General features: G+C 37.2%; 1 protein-coding gene. It reads left to right on the top strand.

Features of this window, described 5'->3' with window-relative positions; genetic code table 11:
- Window positions 1–4,758, top strand: a 4,758-nt coding sequence (locus PX484_RS20625) for a translocation/assembly module TamB domain-containing protein (RefSeq protein WP_288105316.1), incomplete at both ends; no start/stop codon positions are given.

A 4,758-nucleotide genomic window follows, 5' to 3' on the forward strand; every position in this document is an offset into this window, starting at 1 on the left:
ATTGATGCGATCGAATTGGGATTAAATCCGCTGCCCTTACTTTTAGGTCTGCCGCTGCCGGTTGATGTCAAGTTAATTAATCCCAGTATTTATCTCGATCAGGATAAAAATGGTCAATGGCTCGATAATTTAGAAAAAATAGCTAGTAACTTTGATCGGGAGGCACCCATTAGGTTAAATCTGGGTTTTCAGGTGGAGAAGGGAGCTATTACTATCCAACCCTATGCCCTGAAAAAACCGATAGAAATTAAGGCCGATGGTCAAGGAAGATTTATTGATAATCAAAGGCAGCCTCTCACCTACGATTTTAGCGCAGAAATCCTCAAAAGTCAAGTAAAAATTCAAGGAGAAACGGCGTTAAAAACGGGTGAAAGCCTAACTAATCTTCAGATCGACCGTTTAAACTTAAGTCAACTATTAACTTTAATTCCTAATCGCAATTTTCAATTAAATCAAGGACAAGTAAATGCTAATATTGCTCTCAATATTCCCAGTTGGGCAAAGCTAAATCAAAGTCAAGGTAATGGCAATTTTCAGGTGACGGAAGTAGCGGGAAAATTCCAACCCTTCCAGTATCCAATTAAGCTAACTACTAAGTTAAATTTACAGGGAGACAAAGTATTAGTTGAACAGGCGAGCGCAACTATTGGCAAGATTAAAACTGAGGTGAGAGGAGAAGTAAATTGGCAAACTGGTTATCATCTCAATGTCGCTCTAGAATCGGTGGATTTACAACAGCTTTTAAGAATTATTTATCTGCAATCACCTCTAGATTTACGGGGAGAAGCACGCTCTACTTTTCAAGTGACGGGAAAATTAGATCAACCTCTAATTAAAGGAACCGTTAGCAGCAGCAAACCGATTATTTTTGAGCAAATTCCTATTAAATCAATAACCAGTAATTTTCAAACAAATCTCAATAGTCTTAATTTAGATAAAATTAAAATTAAACCCGTCGCAGGTGGAGAAATTAAAGGGGAAGGAAAATTGCAGTTAAATATTCTGCAATCCCTGCAAAAAAATCAACCTCTTGACGGGACAAAAATGCCGATTAATTTGAATTTACAAGCGCATTTTCCCACGAGAAAAATCTTATCTCAATTCGCGACAATTCCCGCTAAAATTAATATAAATGATCTGCAAGCTAATATTAAAGCTAGGGGTAGTTTAGGACTGCCACAATTATTAATTAATTGGCAAATACCCACGGTTAATCAGTCAGGATTACTCAATGTTGCCGGGGAGGGTAAAGTATTTTTAGGGGGCAACAAAATAAATTTAACCGATACGGTCATTAAAACAAATGGCGGCAAACTACAGGTTAATGGTAATGGTGATTTTACCAGCAAATTAGTCCGGGCAAAAATCACGGGCAATAACTTTTTATTGACTCCTTTTGTGCCTCTTGTTTGTCAATATTTAGATAGTATTTGCCCCTACCTAGAAACCTTAGAACCCTTAAATTTAGAGACAGCTAATATTCAATTTAGTGGCAAAATTGACCAACTTAATATTAATACTTTAAACGGAATTGCTAACTTAGGAATTAGCGGTAAACAAGGCACAATTTTCGTCAATAGTCAAGTATTGCAAGGAAATATTCAGGCTAAAGCTGTCTTAGCGGGATTGCCGATTAATTCCCTATTGCCTAACTTATCAACCCAGGTTAAATTAATGCGATCACAGATTAATTTACAAGGTTATTTAGGGGAATTACTGAATAATAAAAATAATATTTTCAGCAGTTGGCAAGGTCAAGGTAATATGCAGTTATTAGTGGATAATAATCCTTTAATTGCCACAGCCAAACTGAATCGAGGTTTCCTGACAGGAACAGTCAACACCGGGGGAATTAGTCTCAATCCTCTAGTGGAAAATTTAACAGTTTCCGTCAGTTTAGGCAAGACAAAAATTAACTTTGCTGGCAGAATAAATTCTCTGATTAGCGGTACTTTAACGGATTTACAAACTTGGCGCGGACAAGGGGATATACAATTATTTGTCAATAGTCAATCCCTAAGAACGACAGCCCAACTGGAACAAGGTATTTTAAGCGGTATAGTTAATACGACTGGGATTAACTTAAATCCGTTTTTACCCAAGATAAATATTCCTGTTAGTCTAGGAAAAACCCAAGTCAATTTCACTGGTGCAATCAATAATTTACTAGCGGGAAAAATCCCTAATTTGTCCACCGTCAATGCTAGGGTAAATACTCGGTTGTTAGTGGATAATAATCCGATTAATACTGATATTCAGTTAAACAACGGGATTTTTAATATTCTCAGTAGTTTAGAGAATTTTCAGACTAATATTTCCATACCTTTGAATATTTACCAAACCAGTTTTCAAGCAACAGGAAATGCCCAAACTATTTTCGACTCCCTGCTAGAAAAACGACTCAACTTAAGCAGTATTAAAGCAGTTTTTAACTCTCGTATTAATGTGGCTAAAGGAGAAATTAAAGCTAAGGGACAACTGAATAATAATTTATGGCAAAGTGATATTATTGCCGCTAATCTTAATCCCGCTGCCGTACTAGGACAATTACCAGGAATAAAATCAATCTCGATTCCTCACTTAGATTTTAAGGCCAATTTAGCGGGAAACATTCAAGAAATTTGGCAGGGAGTAACACCGATTCAGGTTAACAATCTTTCGGCACAGTGGGGAGAAAATAGCTTTGATGTGCGCGGAAATATTCTTTTAGCTAATCTTACCAGTCAACCTGATATCGCTGAGGTTAACTTAAATCTACAGGCAAAAACTGACTTTTCTACTATACCCTTAGATCAGATTATATCGCTTTTACCGATCGATCCTCGTTTGAAACCCAGAGAATCGACACTGACAGGGTTCGGAGAATTTCAAGGAAAAATCACAGGAAAAAATCTCTTAACTGCGTGGCAAAAAGTGGGAAATATACAAATCAAAGGAGATATAAATTTAGCTAACTTTAGCATTAATGATCGACCCTTTGAACCTATCTTAAAAGGAAGTATGCAAGCAGGAATCGGTCAAAATATTAGTTTAAATCTGCGGGGAAATCAGGACATTATTGACCTAACTTTCGATCCTTGTCAACAAAATAATTGCCTGCTGCCCTATCTTCCCTTAGGGATAAATATTCGCCAAGCTTTTGGAAATAAAACTCCTTTTTTAGCAACAGCTAAACGAAGCGGAGAAAATTTAAATGTTCAGATTGCCGATTTTCCCCTAGAAATGCTGAAAATATCTCCCACGGCAGCCTACAATATTCCGGGGATTATTGCTGGACAAGTGAATGCTAATCTAGACATCAATTTATTTAACTTACAGGGTGAGGGACAACTAGAGATTAATCGACCTAGTTTAGGTAACTTAATCGGGGAAAAATTAACGGCAAATTTGGTTTATCGGGATTCCATAGTTCAACTGCAAGAAGGTAGTTTACAAGCGGGTGCAAGTCAATATAATCTGCAAGGTTTATTTAATTGGCAAACCCAAGCAATAGAAGCTAAACTGAGGGTAGATCAAGGTTATATTCAAGATTTATTATCAGTTGCTAGTATCTATGATTTAACCAGTTTAATCAACTTTTTCTCCTCAGAGAATAACCCAGCTATTCAACTTAGTCCCCTAGAAGTAGGTAATCCCGAAGCTTCCCTAGCACAACAGGTAAATTTGCGGGCAAAAATTGAAGAAATAATCCAGCAATTAGCAAGGGAAAGAGGGGTAGTCGGGATACCTTCTGAACTAGATTTTCGCGGCAGTTATCAAGCAAATATAGCCTTAACTGGGACTTTAAAAAATCCCGATCTTAGCGTAAAATTTCAGGGCAATAGATGGGAATGGCGCCCCCAAAGACCGACGGTAAATATTGTTAACCCTCTGGGAATTGTCACCACCGATACCCAATTAATTCCGATTGATGAAGTAACAATTAATCTTAACTTAAATCGTCAGTTGCTCAGGATAGAACCGATTAGATTAAAATCACGAGATTCTTCCGTATTTTTAGCGGGTGATTTTTCCCTAAAAAAAGTAGAGGGAACTTTTGCCGTGGAAAATCTTTCTCTCGATCTCTTGAGAAATTTTGTGCAGTTTCCCTTGGATGTATCCGGTAGTCTAAAAACTCAAGGACAAATTACAGGAACCTTATTAAATCCTCGTATTCAGGGTAACTTTGCCTTTATTGATGGTGCAATTAATGCCCAAAATATTAATCAAGATATAATTGGTTTATTTACCTATAATCAGTATCGTTTTGATTTGCGGACAACCTCCTCGGAATCAATCCAACTCTATGCCAGCATTCCCTATCCTCCCTTACCGGGTAATGATCAATTAAAAATCCAAGCAAAATTGGGAACCGATGCAATTAAATTAATTGAAGCTATCAGTCAAAACACCATTGAATGGGTTAACGGTGAGGGAGAGGTAGTTCTTTCAGCGACGGGAAGATTAGATATAAAAGAAGGCTTAAAAATCAAAGATTTAGAAGCAAATGGTATAGTTACTCTCGATAATGCTGCTATCCGCAGTGTTGCTTTTCCAGAGATTTTAACCGTAAATGGCCGCATTGGTCTAACCCCTGAAAGCTTAACAGTAGAGGAATTACAAGGCTCGATCGCTGATAGACAAATTTCTGTGGTGGGAGTTTTACCTTTCTTTCAAGCCATCAAAAATAATCCTAATCCCTTAACAGTTAATATTCAAGAGGGAGATATAGCAATTAATGGTCTTTATCGGGGATTAATTGCTGGGAATGCCCTGGTA

It is taken from the genome of Microcystis sp. M49636_WE2 (genome assembly GCF_030065375.1).
Lineage (GTDB): Bacteria > Cyanobacteriota > Cyanobacteriia > Cyanobacteriales > Microcystaceae > Microcystis > Microcystis aeruginosa_C.